The organism is Achromobacter sp. CF-sbj1-Ac2-l, from assembly GCF_052698165.1.
The window spans coordinates 6,101,619-6,118,509 of the sequence record NZ_CP199855.1 but is presented as its reverse complement, the minus strand read 5'-3'; the positions used below and the strand labels follow the sequence as shown (position 1 = coordinate 6,118,509).

The 16,891-nt window shown below is 62.5% G+C and carries 15 protein-coding genes; 12 read left to right on the top strand and 3 right to left on the bottom strand.

Annotated features, from left to right (window positions below):
- Positions 1–13 precede the first annotated feature (13 nt).
- From aspS to rfbC, 6 genes are all read left to right on the top strand, one after another.
- Positions 14–1,801 carry an aspartate--tRNA ligase gene (gene aspS, locus ACUDCK_RS28085; protein ID WP_049077151.1) on the top strand — a complete coding sequence of 596 codons (1,788 nt, stop codon included), beginning with the start codon at positions 14–16 and terminating at the stop codon, positions 1,799–1,801.
- 358 nt (positions 1,802–2,159) lie between these two features.
- Complete coding sequence (locus ACUDCK_RS28080; protein ID WP_064523998.1) at positions 2,160–3,026, top strand: endonuclease/exonuclease/phosphatase family protein; 867 nt, start codon at positions 2,160–2,162, stop codon at positions 3,024–3,026.
- Complete coding sequence (gene clsB, locus ACUDCK_RS28075; protein WP_054500275.1) at positions 3,023–4,234, top strand: cardiolipin synthase ClsB; 1,212 nt, start codon at positions 3,023–3,025, stop codon at positions 4,232–4,234. Before ACUDCK_RS28080 ends, clsB begins: the two co-directional genes overlap by 4 nt.
- 63 nt (positions 4,235–4,297) lie before the next feature.
- A complete protein-coding gene (gene rfbB, locus ACUDCK_RS28070) occupies positions 4,298–5,350 on the top strand; it encodes a dTDP-glucose 4,6-dehydratase (protein ID WP_175167918.1) in 1,053 nt (350 codons plus the stop codon).
- Entirely contained in the window at positions 5,347–6,240 is an 894-nt protein-coding gene (gene rfbA, locus ACUDCK_RS28065) for a glucose-1-phosphate thymidylyltransferase RfbA (protein ID WP_054500277.1), read from the top strand. Before rfbB ends, rfbA begins: the two co-directional genes overlap by 4 nt.
- Positions 6,240–6,794, top strand: a complete 555-nt coding sequence (gene rfbC / locus ACUDCK_RS28060) for a dTDP-4-dehydrorhamnose 3,5-epimerase (RefSeq protein ID WP_054500278.1) — start codon at positions 6,240–6,242, stop codon at positions 6,792–6,794. The genes rfbA and rfbC overlap by 1 nt, the downstream gene beginning before the upstream one ends.
- Before the next feature lie 27 nt (positions 6,795–6,821).
- Here the strand turns inward: rfbC and ACUDCK_RS28055 are convergent, their stop codons facing one another.
- The 3 genes from ACUDCK_RS28055 to ACUDCK_RS28045 all read right to left on the bottom strand — a co-directional run bounded on the left by ACUDCK_RS28055 (position 6,822) and on the right by ACUDCK_RS28045 (position 9,753).
- Positions 6,822–7,715 carry a DMT family transporter gene (locus ACUDCK_RS28055; protein WP_175167919.1) on the bottom strand — a complete coding sequence of 298 codons (894 nt, stop codon included), beginning with the start codon at positions 7,713–7,715 and terminating at the stop codon, positions 6,822–6,824.
- A gap of 13 nt (positions 7,716–7,728) precedes the next feature.
- A complete protein-coding gene (locus ACUDCK_RS28050; protein WP_054500280.1) occupies positions 7,729–9,087 on the bottom strand; it encodes an MFS transporter in 1,359 nt (452 codons plus the stop codon).
- Positions 9,088–9,183: 96 nt separating this feature from the next.
- Entirely contained in the window at positions 9,184–9,753 is a 570-nt protein-coding gene (locus tag ACUDCK_RS28045; RefSeq protein WP_054500281.1) for an SRPBCC family protein, read from the bottom strand.
- 284 nt (positions 9,754–10,037) lie between these two features.
- Here ACUDCK_RS28045 and ACUDCK_RS28040 point away from each other — a divergent pair, with 284 nt between their 5' ends.
- The 6 genes from ACUDCK_RS28040 to ACUDCK_RS28015 all read left to right on the top strand — a co-directional run bounded on the left by ACUDCK_RS28040 (position 10,038) and on the right by ACUDCK_RS28015 (position 16,880).
- A complete protein-coding gene (locus ACUDCK_RS28040) occupies positions 10,038–11,015 on the top strand; it encodes an NAD-dependent epimerase/dehydratase family protein (protein WP_054500282.1) in 978 nt (325 codons plus the stop codon).
- Positions 11,012–12,172, top strand: a complete 1,161-nt coding sequence (locus ACUDCK_RS28035; RefSeq protein WP_082401778.1) for a DegT/DnrJ/EryC1/StrS family aminotransferase — start codon at positions 11,012–11,014, stop codon at positions 12,170–12,172. Before ACUDCK_RS28040 ends, ACUDCK_RS28035 begins: the two co-directional genes overlap by 4 nt.
- Before the next feature lie 152 nt (positions 12,173–12,324).
- Positions 12,325–14,220: an asparagine synthase (glutamine-hydrolyzing) gene (gene asnB, locus ACUDCK_RS28030; RefSeq protein ID WP_217481229.1), complete on the top strand. Its 1,896-nt coding sequence runs from the start codon at positions 12,325–12,327 to the stop codon at positions 14,218–14,220.
- Positions 14,217–15,143, top strand: a complete 927-nt coding sequence (locus ACUDCK_RS28025) for an NAD-dependent epimerase/dehydratase family protein (RefSeq protein WP_175167921.1) — start codon at positions 14,217–14,219, stop codon at positions 15,141–15,143. Before asnB ends, ACUDCK_RS28025 begins: the two co-directional genes overlap by 4 nt.
- A complete protein-coding gene (locus ACUDCK_RS28020; RefSeq protein ID WP_175167922.1) occupies positions 15,121–15,807 on the top strand; it encodes a metallophosphoesterase family protein in 687 nt (228 codons plus the stop codon). The genes ACUDCK_RS28025 and ACUDCK_RS28020 overlap by 23 nt, the downstream gene beginning before the upstream one ends.
- A 2-nt stretch (positions 15,808–15,809) precedes the next feature.
- Positions 15,810–16,880 (top strand): ATP-grasp domain-containing protein, encoded by a 1,071-nt coding sequence (locus ACUDCK_RS28015; RefSeq protein WP_175167923.1) that lies wholly within the window; start codon positions 15,810–15,812, stop codon positions 16,878–16,880.
- The last annotated feature ends 11 nt before the right edge of the window (positions 16,881–16,891 follow it).

Here is a 16,891-nt window from a genome sequence, read left to right as displayed (position 1 = left end):
CGGAGTTATCCCGATGCGTACCTGCTACACCGGCCAGGTTTGCCGCGACCATCTCGGCCAGACCGTCACCCTGTATGGCTGGGTGAACCGCCGCCGCGACCACGGCGGGGTCATCTTCATCGACTTGCGCGACCGCGCGGGCCTGGCGCAGATCGTGTTCGATCCGGATAACGCCGCCTTCGCCACCGCCGAGCGCCTGCGCAACGAGTTCTGCATCCGCGTCACCGGCCTGGTGCGCGAGCGTCCGGCGGGCACCGCCAATGCCGAGCTGGCCTCGGGCGAAATCGAAGTGCTGTGCAAGGAAGTCGAGATCCTGAACGCGTCGGTCACGCCGCCGTTCCAGTTGGACGATGACAACCTGTCGGAAACCACCCGACTGACGCACCGCGTGCTGGACCTGCGCCGCCCGCAGATGCAGCGCAACCTGATGCTGCGCTATCGCGTCTCGATCGAAACCCGCAAGTTCCTGGACCAGTTGGGCTTCATCGACATCGAAACCCCGATGCTGGCCAAGAGCACGCCCGAAGGCGCGCGCGACTACCTGGTGCCCTCGCGCGTCAACGCCGGCCACTTCTTCGCGCTGCCGCAGTCGCCGCAGTTGTTCAAGCAGATGCTGATGGTGTCGGGCTTTGACCGCTACTACCAGATCACCAAGTGCTTCCGCGACGAAGACCTGCGCGCCGACCGCCAGCCTGAATTCACCCAGATCGACTGCGAAACCTCGTTCCTGAACGAGCTCGAGATCCGCGAGATCTTCGAGAACATGATCCGCCACGTGTTCAAGGTGGTGCAGGGCGTCGACCTGGCCAACCCGTTCCCCATCATGACCTGGACCGAAGCGATGCGTCGCTACGGTTCGGACAAGCCCGACCTGCGCGTGCAGCTCGAATTCACCGACATGACCGACGTCATGCGCGACGTGGACTTCAAGGTGTTCGCCGCCGCCGCCACGGCGCCCGGCAGCCGTGTGGTCGCCTTGCGCGTGCCCGGCGGCGCCGAGATGTCGCGCAGCGAGATCGACGCCTACACCCAGTTCGTCGGCATCTACGGCGCCAAGGGCCTGGCCTACATCAAGGTCAACGAAGTGGCCAAGGGCCGCGACGGCCTGCAATCGCCCATCGTCAAGAACCTGCATGACGCCGCCCTGGCCGAACTGGTCAAGCGCACCGGCGCGCAGGACGGCGACATCATTTTCTTCGGCGCCGACCGCGAGAAGGTCGTCAACGACGCCATCGGCGCGCTGCGCGTGAAGATCGGCCACAGCGAATTCGGCAAGAAGACCGGCCTGTTCACCGCGGGCTGGATGCCGCTGTGGGTGGTCGACTTCCCGATGTTCGAATACGACGAGGAAGACGGCCGCTACACCGCCGCGCATCACCCCTTCACCAGCCCCAAGGACGGCCACGAGGACTTCCTCGAGACCGATCCCAGCAAGGCGTTCGCCAAGGCCTACGACATGGTCCTGAACGGCTGGGAAATCGGCGGCGGCTCGGTCCGTATCCACCGCGAGGAAGTGCAGAGCAAGGTGTTCCGCGCGCTCAAGATCGGCGCCGAGGAAGCCCGCGAGAAGTTCGGCTACCTGCTGGACGCGCTGCAGTACGGCGCGCCTCCGCACGGCGGCATCGCCTTCGGCCTGGACCGCATCGTCACGATGATGACCGGCGCCGAATCGATCCGCGACGTGATCGCTTTCCCGAAGACCCAGCGCGCCCAGGATCTGCTGACCCAGGCGCCGTCGGAAGTCGACGAGAAGCAACTGCGCGAGCTGCATATCCGTCTGCGCAACGCAGAGCCGAAGTAGGCCCACCCCCGAGCGCCTGCGGCGCTCTCCCCCTCAAGGGGGCGCCGCGCGGGACCGGCGGAGCCGGATCCCGGCGGCCTGGCTAGGGATGGTGTCTCGGGTTTGTGGCGTTTTTCTGCTTGCCTTGTGTGTACTCGGCTTGGGGGGCGTCCCGGGTGCGGGGCTTTGCCTGAGCGGATGCGCCTCTGAGCCGCGCCGGGCCCGTTCGCTGCGTTTCAGGGTGTCTCCGAGGTGGGAAGGGTTCATGGAATTGGAGTAATCTGGCAAACGCCGCCTGGGTTGGCGGTGCTTGCCGGGACTCTTTTTTTGTGGGCCTCGGTTGGCGGTTTCACTGTCTTGAGAAGGCGCCATCTCCTCCATGTCGCTCATTCGTGTCGTCAGCTACAACATCCATAAAGGTCGCTCGGCGCTGGGTCGTCGCGACTCGTTGAACGAACTGCGCCTGGGCCTTTACGGCCTGCGCCCCGACCTGGTCTTCCTGCAGGAAGTGCAGGGCCGCAACGAGCAGAAATCGCTGCTCGACGCCCAGCACGAGTCGCTGGCCGCCGCGCTCAAGCTGGACGTGGCCTATGGTCGCAACGCGATCCGCAGCGCCACCGACCACGGCAACGCCCTGTTGTCGCGCTTTCCCATCCTCGATCACGAAAACCAGGACATCTCGGATCATCGCCTGGAACAACGCGGACTACTGCACGCGACCATCGAACTCGACGGCCGTGCGGTGCATTGCTTCGTGGTGCACCTGGGCCTGTTCGCCGGCAGCCGCAGCCGCCAGATCCTGGCGCTGACCGAGCGCATCCGACGAATGGTGCCCGATGGCGAGCCGATCCTGATCGCGGGCGATTTCAACGACTGGGGCGACCGGCTGGCGCCGCTGTTCGTGCAGCAGTTGGGCCTGTACGAGGTGTTTTCGCACGCCCCGCGCAGCCATGGCGGCGAATTGCCGCGCCTGCGCGATTCGGTCAGGCGCCTGGGCAATGCCCTGCGCGGCCTGCCCAACAGCGGCGTATCCGTGCTGGAACGCACCAACCAACTGGGCATGGACGGCAGTTCCCGCCTGTTGCTGCCGCCGCCGCGCACCTTTCCCGCCGTGTTTCCCTGGTTCCGCCTGGACCGCATCTACCAGCGCGGCTTCGCCGTGCGCAGCGCGCGCGTGCTGCGCGGCCGCGAATGGGCGCGGCTGTCCGATCATTCCCCCTTGCTGGCCGAGCTGGAACTCCCGTGAAGGCCCAGGGGGTCAGGCTGGAGTGGACCGACGGCAACGACATCCGGCTGCTGCAGAACGGCGCCGACTTTTTCCCGGCGCTGTGCCAGGCTATCGACGCGGCGCAATCCAGCGTGCATCTGGAAACCTACATCTTCATGCTGGATCGCACCGGCCTGAAGGTGCTGGACTGTCTGATGGCGGCGGCCGCGCGCGGCGTCAAGGTGCGCGTGGTGCTCGACGGCTTCGGCGCGGCCGAGACCGCGGATACCCTGCGTGAGCGCTTGACCGGCGCGGGGGCGCAATGCCGCATCTTCCGTCCCGAGCCGCGCTGGTTCGCGAAGTTCATTCCCTCGCGCAGTCGCCTGCGGCGCCTGCACCGCAAGGTCACCATCGTCGATGGCAGCATAGCCTTCATCGGCGGCATCAACATCATCGATGACTACGACGATCTCGATCCCACCGATGGCATCTCGGCGCCGCGCTTCGATTTCGCGGTCCAGGTGCGCGGCCCGCTGGTAACCGAGGCGGCCTACGCGCAGGACCTGCTGTGGGTGCGCCTGAACTGGGCCCGCTTGCGGCGCCATCCGCGCGACTGGAGCCGCATGCGGCTGACCAAGCCCAGCCACGCGCCGGTGGCGCCCTGTGGCACCCTGCGCGCCGCGCTGGTGCTGCGGGACAACCTGCGCTTTCGCCAGACCTTCGAACGCGCCTATCTCTACGGCATTACCCAGGCGCGGCGCGACATCCTCATCGCCAACGCCTATTTCTTTCCCGGCCGCCAGTTCCGCCGCGCCCTGGCCAAGGCCGCCGCGCGCGGCGTGCGCGTGCGGCTGCTGCTGCAGGGCAAGGTCGAATATCGCATGCAGTACCACGCCACGCGCTCGCTGTATGACCAGTTGCTGCGCGATGGCATCGAGATCTATGAGTACATGCCGAGCTATCTGCATGCCAAGGTGGCGGTGATCGACAACGTCGCCACGGTCGGCTCGTCCAACCTGGATCCGTTCAGCCTGCTGCTGGCGCGCGAGGCGAATGTGGTGGTCGATGACCAGCCGTTTGCCTGGGACCTGCAGGAGCGGCTGGAAGCGGCGATCCAGGAAGGCGGGCGCTTCATCCGTCCGCTGGAGTATCAACGGCGGGGATGGGTGCGGCGGTGGGTGGATGCGGCGTCTTATACGTTGCTGCGGATCGGGGTGGCGTTGACGGGGACGTCGGATAAGTATTGAGCTGGCGGCCGCGGCGGTAAACTGCCGGATCGGAAGGCGTCGCCTTCATTCGAACACTATGCAATGAGCATTCTCGTCACCGGCGGCGCCGGATTCATCGGTTCCAACTTTGTGCTGGATTGGCTGGCGCGGGGGGGCGAGCCCGTGGTCAATCTGGACAAGCTGACCTATGCCGGCAACCTGCACAACCTGGAGGGGTTGAAGGACGACACGCGCCATGTGTTCGTGGTGGGCGATGTCGGCGACATCGCGTTGGTGACCCGTCTGCTGCAAACGCACCAGCCGCGCGCGATCCTGCATTTCGCGGCGGAGTCACACGTGGACCGCTCCATTGCCGGGGCGGGGGATTTCATCCAGAGCAATATCTGCGGCACGCATGGCCTGCTGGAGGCGGCGCGCGCGTATTGGGCGGGCCTGGCCGGCCCGGCCCGCGACGGCTTCCGCTTTCTGCATGTTTCGACCGACGAGGTCTACGGCTCGCTGTCGCCGGATGCCTCCGCCTTCACCGAATCCAGCCCGTTTCAGCCCAATAATCCCTATTCCGCCAGCAAGGCGGCCAGCGATCACCTGGTGCGCGCCTGTGGCAAGACGCACGGCCTGCCGGTGCTGACCACGCATTGTTCCAACAATTTCGGGCCGCGCCAGTTTCCGGAAAAGTTGATTCCCCTGGTGCTGCACAACGCGCTGGCCGGCAAACCGCTGCCGGTCTATGGCGACGGCCTGCATGTGCGCGACTGGCTTTACGTGACGGATCATTGCCGTGGACTGTGCAAGGTGCTGACGCACGGGCGTCCGGGCGAGACCTATAACCTGGGGGGCGACAACGAGCGCACCAATCTCGAGGTTGTGCTGGCGGTCTGCGCGTTGCTGGATCAGGCGCGCCCGCGTGTCGATGGCGCATCGTACAAGACGCAGATCAAGATGGTGGCGGACCGGGCGGGCCATGACCGCCGCTACGCCATTGATAGCTCGCGGGCCCAGCGGGAACTGGGTTGGCGCGCCGTCGAGACCTTTCAATCGGGGCTCGAGAAAACCCTGCATTGGTATCTGGACAATCCGCAATGGGTCGCCGAGATCGTGGCGCGCGCCCATCGGCGCGGAGATGCGCTGCCATGAGCGCGTCCGCGCCGCGCAAAGGCATCATCCTCGCCGGCGGCTCCGGAACGCGGCTGCATCCGGCGACGCTGGCCATCAGCAAGCAACTGATGCCCGTGTACGACAAGCCGATGATCTATTATCCGCTCAGCACTTTGATGCTGGCTGGCATACGCGACATCCTGGTGATCGCCACGCCGGACGACGCGCCGCGCTTTGCCCATCTGCTGGGAGACGGCAGCCGATGGGGCCTGAACCTGCGCTACGCAGTGCAGCCCTCGCCCGACGGGTTGGCGCAGGCCTTCCTGATCGGCGCAGATTTCATCGGCGACGCACCCTGCGCCCTGGTGTTGGGCGACAACCTCTTCTATGGCCATGACCTGCCGCAACTGCTGGGGCTGGCCGATGCGCGCCGGCAAGGCGCCACCGTGTTCGCCTATCACGTACAGGACCCTCAGCGTTATGGCGTGGTGCAGTTCGATGCCCGCGGCCAGGCACTGCGCATTGAAGAGAAGCCGGCGGTGCCGCAGTCCAGCTATGCCGTGACTGGCCTGTATTTCTACGACAACCAGGTTGTCGCACTGGCGCGCGACATCCGGCCATCGGCCCGCAATGAACTGGAGATCACCGACCTGAACCAGGCGTATCTCGACCAGGGGCGGTTGCACGTCGAGATCATGGGCCGGGGCCATGCCTGGCTGGATACCGGCACCCATGACAGCCTGCTCGAGGCCAGCCAGTTCATCGCCACGCTGGAGCGCCGCCAGGGTCTGAAAGTGGCGTGTCCCGAGGAGATCGCCTTTCGCAAGCAATGGATCGATGGCGCGCAACTGGAAGCGTTGGCCCGTCCGCTACAGAAAAGCGGCTACGGCGATTATTTGATGAGCCTGCTCAAGCGGCTTCCATTCTGATGCTCATTACTTCCCTGACCCTGCCCGACGTGCTGCTGATACAACCCGCCGTGCACCGCGATGCGCGCGGCTGTTTCTTCGAGACCTATCGTCAAGCGGAGCTGGATGCCGCGGTGGGGCGGCCATTGCGCTTCGTCCAGGACAACCAGTCGGAGTCGCGCCGCCATGTGCTGCGCGGCTTGCACTATCAGACGGTGGATCCCCAGGGCAAGTTGCTGCGTGTGACCGAAGGAGAGATCTACGACGTCGCGGTGGACGTGCGCCAGGGATCGCCGACGTTCGGGCAATGGGTAGCCCAGCGCTTGTCCAGCGACAACCGGCTGCAGCTCTGGATTCCGGAAGGCTTCGCGCATGGCTTCCTGGCGCTGTCCGAGCGCGCCGTCGTGTCATACAAGGCGACGGCGTACTACCAGCCGGCGCATCAGCAGTGCCTGCTGTGGAATGATCCTGACCTCGGGGTAGCCTGGCCGTTGGCGGCGGTCGCGCCGCTGCTGTCGGTCAACGACCAGCGAGGCCTGCCCCTGGCGCGCACGCCCGGCATCCGCATTGGCTAGGCCCTACCGCGGTCCGGCGCGGTGGGGTCACCGACCCTGTCCGGCTGTGGCGGGGGCCTTGCCGCCAACCAGGCCCAGCGCCAGCGCCGTCCCCACCAGGATGATGCCGGCGCCAATCAGGATGGACGCGGTGATCGCCTCGTCCAGAAACCAGGCGCCCCAGACCACGCCGAAGACCGGCACCAGGAAGGTGACGCTGACCGCGCCGGTCGGCCCCACATTGGCGATCAGCCGGAAGAAGATGATGTATGCCGCGCCGGTGCAGACAACGGCCAGCAGGATGGTGGCGCCCCACGCCCCGGCTGAAACCGGCGCTTGCGGCCAGGTGGCCAGCGCCAGCGGCAGCAGCACCAGGCTGGCGGCGAGCATGCTGCCGGTGGCGTTGGACAGCGCGTCCACCCCGGTCAGGAAACGCTTGGTCCAGTTGGCCGCGATGCCGTAGAAGATCGGCGCCGATACCGCCGCCACCACGGCGGGGCCGGTGCCGCCGGCCTGGAAGTCGAGCTTGTCCCACACCAGCACCACGATGCCAAGCAGACCGATCGCCAGGCCCAGCGAGCGCGACCATGGCAGTCGATCCTTCAGCCACAGCCAGCCGACCACCGCGCCCCATACCGGGGTGACCGCATTGGCCACGGACAGGAACCCCGCGCCGAGCGATTGGGCGGCATAGGCGTAGAGCAGGAACGGCACCGCGGCATTGAAGATGCCCACCACCAGAATGGCTTTCCAGTGCCTGGCGATGATCGGCAGCTTGCCGCGCCACAGCGCGGCCGGCAGCAGGAACAGGGCCGCCAGGCCGACGCGCAATTCGATCAGCGCGACCGGTCCGAATTCGCCCACGGCCAGGCGCATGAACAGAAAGGAGCCGCCCCAGACGGCAGCGAGGAGCAGAAGGTCCAGCAGGTCGCGACGACGCATGATCGGCAGTGAATCAGGATTGAGCCCGGGTGGTGACCAGGTTTTTCATCTTGACCCGATGCGCGAGCACCGCACAGGTCAGGCACAGGACGATACACAGCGCCAGCCCCGTGCGCACTCCGTTTAGTATCGTGCCGTGCGAAATCAGGATGCCCACCACCGCGGTGCCCAGCGCGCTGCCGATGGCGCGGGTGGTCTGCACCAGGGCGGAGGCCACGCCCACGTCGCGGCGCTCGCTCAGCATCTGCATGAACAGCGTGAGGTTGGGCAGCAGGAAGCCCAGCGCGCAGCCGTTGACGAAGAACGCGGCCAGGATCCACCAGGCCGACGTCCCCGGCGAAATCAGCAGCACCATCAGCGTGCCCACCGCCAGCAGGCCGGCGCCGAACACCATCAGGCGCTGCGGTTCCGTCTGCCGGGGAAACAGGCGGCCATTGATGATGCTGCCCACCGAGATCGCGGCCACCAGCGGGGTCAGCAGCAGGCCAGCCTCGCTCGGGGTATAGCCCAGCACCTGCTGCAACAGCAGGGGGCTGTAGAAGATCAGCACGAACATCACGGCGCCGACGGTCATGGCGGCCAGGTTCAGCAGCTGCGGTTCGCGACCGGCCAGCACGCGCAGGGGAAAAATCGGCGAGGCGACGCGTCGCTCGATCGGGATCAGCAGGGCGATGGCGCCGACGCCGATTACGGCCAGCGCCAAGCCCATGATCGGATGCGCATGCTCGCCCCGGGCGAAGCCCAGCTCCAGCGCCGCGAGCGGCGCGCCCACAGCCAGCACCAACAGGATGGCACCAATCCAGTCGATGCGCCGTTCCCCCGTGTGCACCGGCTTGATGCGCGGGAAATACTTGGCCAGCAGGAACAGGGCGACCGCGGCCGCGATGGGCGAAATGAAAAATGCGGCGCGCCAGCCCAGCGCCTGGGTAGCGGCGCCGCCGAGCACCGGGCCGATGCCGCTCGCCATGGCAAAAGCGGCCGAGACCAGCGCCATCCACTTCACCCGTTGTTTGGCATCCGGGAACAGGTCGGCCGGGGCCGCGAAGGCAGTGGCGATCATCATGCCGCCGCCGATGCCTTGTAATGTACGAAAGAGGATCAGTTGCCCCATGGTCTGGGACAAGCCGCAGGCGATCGAACCCAGCGCGATGATCAGCACGGAAACGAGCATCAGCGGCTTGCGGCCGAACATGTCGCCCAGGCGGCCGAAGATCATGATGGATGCGGCGGTGGCAAGCAGGTAGCCCGTGCCGACCCAGGCATACAGGGCCATGCCGTTCAGGGCCTCGGCCACGCGTGGCAGGGTGGTGCTGATGATGGTTGAGTCGAAGGCCGCCAGCACGACGGTGGCGGCCACCCCGGCCATGCCCATCAGCAGGTCGCGGCGGGAGTGGGCGGGCTCCGAAGCGGGCGTTGGGGGGAGCGGGGCGGTCATGCCGCCTAGGATATCACCGGCGCCCCGGGGTCTTTACTTATAGAACGCGTGGTAGCTCCAGAACACGGCGATCACCAGCACGACCAGCGCCCAGGACCAGCGGGAGTTGGACAGGCCGCGCGGTTCGGGCTCGGGCGGCGGCGGGGGCGGCGCCAGCCGCGGCTGGGCTGCCATGTGATCAATGAAGGCGGTAAAGAACTTCTCGATGATTTTCTCGCCTGCCTTCAGCACCAGCCCTTCGCCGCATTCGGCGAGCTTGCCGCCAGTCATCCCGGCCACCGTGTACGCGATCCGAGTGCCCTGGTCCTTGGTCGACAGATTGACCTGGGCGGTGCCGATAGCGAGGCAGGCGGCGCGGCCCTTGCCTTCGAACACCAGGGTGCAACTGTTGGGGGGATCGACGTCCGAAAGCAGGATCTCGCCCTCGTAGTCAGTGTCCAGCCCGGCGATCTTGGCTCGCAGCGTGACGGCGTACTCGGTGGGGCTACGCTGCGTGACGTTGACGCAACCGGGGATGCAACGTTGCAGCACCGCGGGATCGGTCAACGCATCCCAGGTCTGGTGCTGGGTTGAAGGAATCCACTGGGCATCGGCTATGCGCATGGTTGTCTCCTTGTCAGGCGTCGTTATGGATTCATTGTGGACTCAAATCAAGTAAACGCCAATAGCGGCGAGAGCCGGGCGGTCTGACGTATTCCGGTCTTCCTGGATTAGTGTGGTAATTAATAGTGAGTTTTATTACTCTGTCGAGAGTCGTGGCGCGTCCGCGTCCCTGGTCGGGCCGTCACCTCTTTTGGAAGTGATAAAAAGGGGCCGCTTCCCCGGGGCAGCATGCGATTTGCGGATAAAATCAGAAGCTTCGCGTCGCAATCGAAAGGCACATTTCCATGAAGCTAGAGGGTTCGAAAATCCTGGTAATCGGTGGGGCCGGGTTTATCGGCAGTTTTGTCGTTGCCGAACTGCTGAAGCATCCGGTCGCCGAAGTCGTCATCTACGACAATTTCGCCCGCGGCAAGCAGAGCAATATTGCCGAATACCTCAAGGACCCTCGGTGCCGGATGTACCCGCACGGCGGAGACATCCGCGACGTGGACCTGCTGAACGACGCCATGTACGGGATGGATGGCGTGGTGCACCTGGCCGCCATGTGGCTGCTGCACTGCAAGGATTTCCCGCGCACGGCGTTCCACGTGAACATCGAAGGCACGTTCAATGTGCTCGAAGCCTGCGTGAAGAACAACATCAAGCGCCTGGTGTATTCGTCCTCGGCATCCGTTTATGGCGACGCGGTCGAAGTGCCGATGACCGAAGAGCATCCCTTCAACAACCGCAATTTTTACGGCGCCAGCAAGATCGCGGGCGAAGCCATGTGCCACGCGTTCCATGATCGCTACGGCCTGAGCTACGTGGGCCTGCGCTATATGAACGTCTACGGACCGCACCAGGACCAGACGGCTGCCTACACGGGCGTCATTCCCATCATGCTGAACAAGATCGACGCCAACGAGGCGCCGATCATCAATGGCGATGGCACGCAGGCCTACGATTTCATCTACGTCGAAGACGTGGCGCGGTGCAACGTGCTGTCCCTGACTTCCGAGGCCACCGACCAGTTCTACAACGTGGGCACGGGCGTACAGACCAGCATCAAGGAACTGTGCGACACGATCCTCGATATGAAGCAATCGGACCTGACCGTGGAATACCGGCCCTACAGCGCCGATGACGCCCGCCGCATGGTCCAGAACCGCATCGGCTGCCCCAAGAAGGCCACCGCCGACCTGGACTTCACCTACCAATACAATCTCACCGAAGGTCTGCAGAAGCTGATCGACTGGCGTGCCGCCAACGGAGATAACGCGTGAGCAATCCTACCGCGAAGCGGAATATCGCCATTTCCCTGCCGATGACGGGCGAGGATGAATGGCATGCTGTCCGCGAGCCGCTCATGAGCGGCTGGTTGACGCAAGGTCCCAAGGTCGCCGCTTTCGAGAAGGCGTTCGCCGAGCGCCACCAGGTCAAGCACGCGCTCGCCGTGACCTCCTGCACCACCGGTCTGCACCTGGCCCTGGCGGGCCTGGGCATTGGCCCCGGCGACGAAGTCATCGTGCCGTCCTTCACCTGGGTGGCCACGGCCAACGCCGTGTTGTACTGCGGTGGCACGCCTGTGTTGGTCGACGTCAGTCGCGAGACCTTCAATATCGATATCGCGCAGGTCGCCGCCAAGGTCACCGAACGCACCCGCGCCGTCATTGCCGTCCACCTGTTCGGCTTGTGCGCGGATATCGACGCTCTGCGCGCCGCGCTGCCGGCCTCGGTGGCGATCGTCGAGGACGCCGCCTGCGCGGCCGGCGCCGCCTGGAATGGCCGGCCTGCGGGCAGCCTGGGCGATATCGGCGTGTTTTCGTTTCATCCCCGCAAGTCGGTGACGACGGGCGAGGGCGGCATGGTCACGACCAACGATCCGGAGCTGGCCGAGCGCATGAACCAGATGCGCAACCATGGCGCCAGCATTTCCGAGGAACAGCGCCACCATGGCCCGCGTCCGTGGATCCTGGCGGACTTCGATTTGTTGGGCTACAACTACCGCATGACCGACCTGCAGGGCGCGGTCGGGGTGGTGCAGCTGGCCAAGCTGGATACCTTCATCGACGAACGTGCTCGCTGGGCGCAGTTCTACCGCGAACAACTCGCCGGCACCGATTGGCTGCGCCTGCCGCAGGAACCGGCCGGCGCACGTCATGGCTGGCAATCGTTCGTGACCTGGGTCGATCCTGAAAAGGCGCCCATGCCGCGCAACGACATGATGCAGCGCCTGCAGGAGCAGGGCATCGCGACGCGGCCAGGGACGCATGCGGTTCACATGTTGGGGTTCTATCGTCAGCAATACGGTTTCAAGCCGGAGGATTTCCCCGGGGCGCGGGACTGCAACGACTACACGATGGCGATTCCGCTGCATAACCGCATGACGGAAGACGACTATCGTTACGTCGTTGAGGCGATCCGGGCCCTGGGACGCTGATTCGCGGTGTTCGCCAGCCGCGGTCCCCGACCGCTGGCTGCGCGTAGATTCGCATGCCCTCCAGTCGCCGGCCACATTCATGGGGCCGGTGGCTTTCTTATTTACTGACGCGTCTGACGCATTGACGGCTGACTATGTGTGGTGTTGCTGGTTTGATCCATCTGGACGGCGCCGCGGTTTCTCCTGCGGTGCTGCAACGCATGACCGACGCCATCGCCCATCGCGGTCCGGACGGCGAGGGGCAGTGGATCGAAGGCAATGTCGGCCTGGGGCACCGCCGTCTGGCGGTCATCGACCTGTCGCCCGCTGGCCATCAGCCCATGGTGTCTAGCGATTTACGCTTCGTCTTGAGTTACAACGGCGAAATCTACAACTTTCGCGAGTTGCGGGCAGAGCTGGAGGCACAGGGGTACGGCTTCCGGTCCCGTACCGACAGCGAAGTGCTGCTCAACGCCATTGCGGCCTGGGGCATCGAAAAAGCCTTGAAGCGCTTCAATGGGATGTTCGCCTTCGCCCTGTGGGATCGGCGCGAGCGCCGCATGATGTTCGGGCGAGACCGATATGGCATCAAGCCGCTCTATTACAGTATCCAGGGCAATACGCTGGCGTTCGGCTCGGAGCAGAAGGCGATCTTGGCGGACACGGGATTCCGGCGCAAGCTGGATAGTGCGGCGCTGCTTGAGTATTTCACGTTCCAGAATATTTTTACCAATCGAACGCTGCTCGATGGCGTCAGCATGTTTCCCGCAGGGTATTACGGCGTGCTGGACTTCGCCACGACCAAGCCGCAACTTAAGCTCGCGCAATACTGGGATTTCAATTTCAAGGAGCCAGCGTCGCCCAAGCCGGACGAGGAATACCGGGAAGAGCTACGCAGGCTGTTCAACCAAGCAGTCAACCGGCAATTGGTGACCGACGTCGAACTGGGCAGCTATTTGAGCGGCGGCATGGATTCGGGGTCGATAACCGCTATCGCCGCGGCTTCGCATCCCTATATCAAGACGTTCACCTGCGGCTTCGACCTGAATTCCGCGTCAGGCATCGAGCTGGGATTCGATGAGCGTAGCAAGGCCGAGTACATGTCGTACTACTTCAAGACCGAGCACTATGAAATGGTGTTGAAGTCCGGCGATATGGAACGGGTCCTGCCCAAGTTGGCCTGGCATCTGGAAGAACCGCGGGTTGGTCAGAGCTATCCGAATTATTATGCCGCGAAGTTGGCGTCCAAGTTCGTCAAGGTGGTTCTTTCCGGCGCCGGCGGCGACGAGCTGTTTGGCGGCTATCCATGGCGATACTACCGGGCCGTCGTCAACAATGACTTCGAACACTATATCGACAAGTACTACCAATTCTGGCAACGGCTGGTTCCCAATAGCACTCTAAAAGGCTTGTTCCAACCGATTTGGGCAGATCTTTCGCAGGTTTGGACGCGGGATATCTTTCGAGATGTGTTCAAAACACATGCCGAACAATTGTATTCGCCAGAAGACTACATCAACCATTCATTATATTTTGAGGCCAAGACATTCCTGCATGGCCTGCTGGTTGTCGAAGATAAACTGAGCATGGCGCACGGTCTTGAGTCACGGGTGCCGTTCTTGGATAATGATCTGGTGGATTTCGCAATGCAGTGCCCGGTGCGGCTCAAGTTGAATAACTTGGCGGACGTCATCAAGCTCAATGAGAATGAGCCAGGGAATAAGAGTAATAAATACTTCGAAAAAACCCGGGACGGCAAGCAGATTCTCCGCGATGTTATGAAGAAATACATTCCCGCTGATATTGCTCGCGCGGAAAAGCAAGGATTCTCTGCGCCAGATGCCAGTTGGTTCAAAGGCGAGAGTATCGATTTCGTCAAACGGACATTATTCCGGAATCAGGCCAGGATATACGATGTCATGGATCGCGGCATAGTGCAGCAACTGGTCAATGAACATTTATCGGGAGCGCGCAACAGGCGCTTGTTGATTTGGTCGCTTTTGAATGTTGAATCGTGGATGTCGCAGTTCCTGGATGGGGCTAATACCTTAAGCAGGGAAGGCGCATGACTATGATGGGGCAGGTTATTGTCACTGGCAGTCAGGGATTGATCGGCCATTGTGTCGTGCAGATGCTCGTGAAAGCCGGGTACAGCGTGGTAGGAATCGCTCGACGAACAGAACCGGGGCATGCTGGTGCAGCCACAGTTGGAATCGACCTGTCGGCGTCTGACGCACCACACTTGCTGGATTTGGTAGGCCCCACGGCAGTTGTCGTGCATTGCGCAGCCTCTCTTCCAGCGTCTTTTGCCTCGCCGCTATCCGATGTGGCAGCAGAAAAGAACCGGGCGATAGATCAGACTGTGTTTGAGTTTTGTCGTAGGCAGGGTGCGAGGCTCATCTATTGTTCGGGCAGTTCGATATACGCCCAGCTTGGCCGACAACCTGCCCGAGTGGGTGATCGTCTGTACAGCGATGACGGTTATCTGCGTGAAAAGATCTGGGCGGAGCAGGAAATCCGGCGCACATTGGATTCATTTGTGATCTTCCGTATTTGCGCGCCCTATGGGCCAAGGCAACGCAGCCGTACTGTGTTGCGACATTTCATCGAGCGCGCGTTACGCGGAGAGGATATTCTTTTTTTCGGATCAGGTACACGTGAGCAGGATTTCGTTCATGCGCAGGATGTCGCACTGGCGGTCAAAGCAGCATTGGTGCACGATTATGTGAATGATACATTCAATATTTCAGGCGGCAGTCCGATACGGATGCGGGAACTGGGTGCGATGGTCATCAAGGTGCTGGGTAGACGCGACATCAGCGTGCGTGCTGCTGGGCAGCCGGACCCGCAGGAGGGCTGCTATGCACGATTCGATCTTTCGCCGGCTCAGGTGCTGCTCGGGTGGCAACCGAGCATTCCTTTGATGACAGGTATTGCCGAAATGGCGACACATATGGCGGAGGGTATCGATGCGACTCGCGCTGATCTCTGACATACACGGCAACCTTCCCGCGCTACAGACTTGCCTGGAGGAGGCATCGCGTCGCGGTTGCGACGAAGTCATGTGCCTGGGCGACGTGTTTGGCTACTTTCCCGATGGCGCGGAATGTATGAATCGGCTACTGGCCAGTAACGCTGCCTGTTTGATGGGAAACCATGAAGCGATGTTGCTGGGGGGATTGCCTCTTTCCGATGCCAAGGACGAGATATACCAGTTACAGAGGCAGCGCGAAATGCTGTCGCCGGGACAACTGTTGGAATTGCGTAGCTGGCTACCGTACATGTCCCGTACCATCGATAGCGTGCATATCCTGCTGGTTCATGGCTCGCCTTGGCAGCCGCTGACCGAGTACATTTATCCTGATTCAGATCTGAGCCGGCTGGATAATCTGCCGTTCGATGCGATTTTTATGGGACATACCCATCGTCCTTTCGTAAAAGACCGCCACGGCTATCTTATATGCAACGTCGGTTCCTGCGGCTTGCCGCGAGATTTTGGCGAATCTGCCTTTGCGATATTTGATACAAGGACGAGGCAAATCGAAATCGTACGCCTGGAGCAAGATCTGGAGGCGCTGCGTGAACGCTATCCTGGCGTACATCCGTCAGTCTATGCGGTCCTTGCTCGTGACAATCCCTCAAGAAAGAGTATTTAGCAATGAACAAAGTTCCAGTGTTGGTTACCGGTATCGGCGGCGGTGGCCACGGCGAACAGATTTTGAAGGCGCTGAGAATGGCGTCCACCCCCTATCTCCTCGTCGGTGGGGATATGAATCCGTTCAGCAAAGGCCTGGCGGAAGTGGATATTCCCTATATCTTGCCGCCGGCGAAAGATCCACGGTATATCGATTCGCTGCTGCGACTTTGTCGCAAACACAGCATCAAGGCGATGTTTCACGGTAGTGAGCCCGAACTAAAGGTCATGAGTGCCAATCGGGATCTGATCAAGGAGGCTGGGGTTTTTCTTCCTATAAACCCCGCTCATGTAATCGATCTGTGCATGGATAAAGCCAAGACATCTGAGTGGTTGGCAGCCCATGGCTTTGATGTGCCGCGCACAGTGCAGATTAATGATCTCTCGGATCTGGACAAGGTTGATTTTTTCCCCGCTGTGCTGAAACCTTCGGTCGGCAGCGGCGGCTCCGCCAATATTTTCCTGGCGCAGGATCGGAAGGAACTCAACTTCCTGGGCATGTCCCTGCTTGAGAATATCGGCCCCTACATTGTGCAGGAGTATGTGGGCAATACGGAGTCCGAGTTCACGGTAGGGGTGCTGTTTGATATGAACGGCCGACTCCTGAATTCAATTGCAGTCCGTCGAATGATCCTCTCTGGTTTGAGCAATCGCGTGCGGGTGAAAAATCGTACAGGCGATATGAGCTTGGGCGAAATATTGGCGATCAGTAGCGGTGTATCGCAGGGAGATGTTGGCGCTTTCCCGGAGGTTACGGGGGTATGCGAGAAAATCGCGACAGAGTTGGGGTGCCAAGGGGCGGTGAATATTCAATGTCGCTTGGCCGGCGGCAAGGTCTACGTATTCGAGATCAACCCGCGCTTCTCCGGCACTACTTCCCTGCGGGCCATGGTCGGCTATAACGAGCCGGATGTGCTGTTACGCACGCATGTGCTTCAGGATCCTGTTTCACCTCGCTTTACGTATCGCGAAGGGCGCGTGGTGCGAGGGCTCGCGGAAGTGCTGCTGCCCGGCAACCCGATAGAGCAAGCATAGGAGCGCATATA

Excerpts from the sequence above, each read along its gene's own strand:
- ACUDCK_RS28050 (WP_054500280.1), bottom strand. The coding sequence starts at position 9,087 with ATGGGCATGGCCGGGGTGGCCGCCACCGTCGTGCTGGCGGCCTTCGAC.
- ACUDCK_RS28040 (WP_054500282.1), top strand. The coding sequence starts at position 10,038 with ATGAAGCTAGAGGGTTCGAAAATCCTGGTAATCGGTGGGGCCGGGTTT.
- ACUDCK_RS28055 (WP_175167919.1), bottom strand. The coding sequence starts at position 7,715 with ATGCGTCGTCGCGACCTGCTGGACCTTCTGCTCCTCGCTGCCGTCTGG.
- ACUDCK_RS28015 (WP_175167923.1), top strand. The coding sequence starts at position 15,810 with ATGAACAAAGTTCCAGTGTTGGTTACCGGTATCGGCGGCGGTGGCCAC.
- rfbB (WP_175167918.1), top strand. The coding sequence starts at position 4,298 with ATGAGCATTCTCGTCACCGGCGGCGCCGGATTCATCGGTTCCAACTTT.
- ACUDCK_RS28025 (WP_175167921.1), top strand. The coding sequence starts at position 14,217 with ATGACTATGATGGGGCAGGTTATTGTCACTGGCAGTCAGGGATTGATC.
- aspS (WP_049077151.1), top strand. The coding sequence starts at position 14 with ATGCGTACCTGCTACACCGGCCAGGTTTGCCGCGACCATCTCGGCCAG.
- rfbC (WP_054500278.1), top strand. The coding sequence starts at position 6,240 with ATGCTCATTACTTCCCTGACCCTGCCCGACGTGCTGCTGATACAACCC.
- rfbA (WP_054500277.1), top strand. The coding sequence starts at position 5,347 with ATGAGCGCGTCCGCGCCGCGCAAAGGCATCATCCTCGCCGGCGGCTCC.
- ACUDCK_RS28045 (WP_054500281.1), bottom strand. The coding sequence starts at position 9,753 with ATGCGCATAGCCGATGCCCAGTGGATTCCTTCAACCCAGCACCAGACC.
- ACUDCK_RS28020 (WP_175167922.1), top strand. The coding sequence starts at position 15,121 with ATGCGACTCGCGCTGATCTCTGACATACACGGCAACCTTCCCGCGCTA.
- ACUDCK_RS28080 (WP_064523998.1), top strand. The coding sequence starts at position 2,160 with ATGTCGCTCATTCGTGTCGTCAGCTACAACATCCATAAAGGTCGCTCG.